The sequence below is a fragment of the Holdemanella hominis genome, assembly GCF_014306155.1.
Classification (GTDB): domain Bacteria; phylum Bacillota_I; class Bacilli_A; order Erysipelotrichales; family Erysipelotrichaceae; genus Holdemanella; species Holdemanella hominis.
In genome coordinates this window covers 1-1690 of sequence record NZ_JACRWH010000109.1, presented here as the reverse complement: position 1 = coordinate 1690, position 1690 = coordinate 1, and the positions used below count along the sequence as shown (strand labels likewise).

General features: G+C 34.5%; 2 protein-coding genes. Both read right to left on the bottom strand.

Translation table 11 applies throughout. From position 1 onward, the window contains the following. Window positions 1–1302, bottom strand: a 1302-nt coding sequence (locus H8911_RS12080) for an ISL3 family transposase (protein WP_255466376.1), incomplete at its 3' end; no start/stop codon positions are given. A gap of 57 nt (window positions 1303–1359) precedes the next feature. Next, a partial coding sequence (locus H8911_RS12585; protein ID WP_222621039.1) for a DUF6431 domain-containing protein occupies window positions 1360–1690 on the bottom strand: 331 nt, incomplete at its 5' end.

The following is a 1690-nucleotide window of genomic DNA, read 5'->3' as shown; positions in this document are numbered from 1 at the left end:
CCAGTTGGTGTAGCCATTGGCGTTGTTCTTGATACACTTGATAATCTTGTTTCGATTCTCAATGATCGCATTATTCACTTTTTTATTGCAGACCACCACCTGGCCTTTGTCTGCTTCAACTTTATATTCAGTACCTACAATCGTAAATGAATTGATAATCTCCTGTTTCCAGTTAATAAGATTATTGGAGAATTTGATCATTTCTTCAATGTTTGTATCAATGAAGCTGCGAATCAGATGTTCCAGATTCACTTGCGCATTATCGATAGTAGATTTTGAATAGAAGTCTACAAGTTCTAGTTTTAATGAGTAACAAATAGTTAAGTCATTATTGATTTCGAGTATTTTCTTTCTTAAATCGTAGTAGTTCATATAACTTTTAAAATGAGAGTTGTATTTACGCTCACGTTCTACATCAAACAGTCTTCCATATTTATCTTCATCTTCTGGATTTTTGAATAAAAGCCAGTTGAATTTCTTGAGAAGATAATATTCATCTGAAGCCTTGTTGTCTTTGTATCCTTTCATGACTTTAATACGTACTTCGTTCATTTTTTTGTGAAAATCTTGTGAAAGATGAAAATAATCTAACAAATGTTTTGACTCGGGAAACACTTTATGTACGACATCTCGATATACTTCATACATGTCTGAACAGGCGTATTTTACCTTTTTGCGTTCTTCTAAAGGGATCTTTTGAAAGTAGTTTAAAAGATATTCCTTTTTACGATTTGGAAGAACATCAACAGGAATCTGTTTTTTAAAATCAAGCAGGACACAGACATATTTACTCTTTTCGGATTTGAAGGCATATACCTCATCAAAATTAATGATTTCCGGGAGCGGGTTTCTGCCAATATCCACATGATTATCAAAGATAGTGGATACAGAAGTTGGAGAAACATGATATCGTCTGGCAACAGAAGTAAATGTCTCATTAAAATCTTTCAGATCCTTCAGAATATTATGCACAGTAAGAATCGATATTTTCTGGGATTTGAAGACAAAAGGATTGAATTCATAATAGGTCTTTCCACAACATGAGCATTTGTAGCGTCTTGCCCTGTATTTTATTATGCATTTCTGTGTGGTAAGAGCCGAATGAGTGATCTCCTTGGTTACATACTCCTTGATTTTAGGCGCAGTAAACCCACAGTAAGGACAAGCCTGATGTTTGTCTGCAAGAGTCACAACAAGAACCATCATCTTATTGAACGTAGTACAGAGAATATTGGCAATATCATCAGGATTCAGGTGAAAAAGATTGATTAACAGCAGCTTGAAAGCATCATTTTCGATCATAAGATCATCTCCTTTCTGATTTCAATGACATAATACCAAAAGAAATCAGAATCAGAGTTACGACCCTGTTGGTGACAGTACACAAAGTTTACAATAACTTCTAGTGGATCCAAAGAGAATATTGTGACGCTTTAAAGATTCTATTTTCAAGTCATCCTGTTTGAAATCTCTCCAGTCTGGGAAGAGTGAATCCCAAAATTCGATTACACGAGCTTTAACTTTACGAATCGTTTGTAGAGCAACTTCAAAAGAAGTAATCAAATCATCATTCTCATCAAGCGTGACAATATAGTAAATGAAAAGATAAGTGAACTGAGTATAAGGAACAAAATTAGTTGGAAGCAAGGCATGAGTGGATTTACATTGAGTACACTGGATACGCTGAACA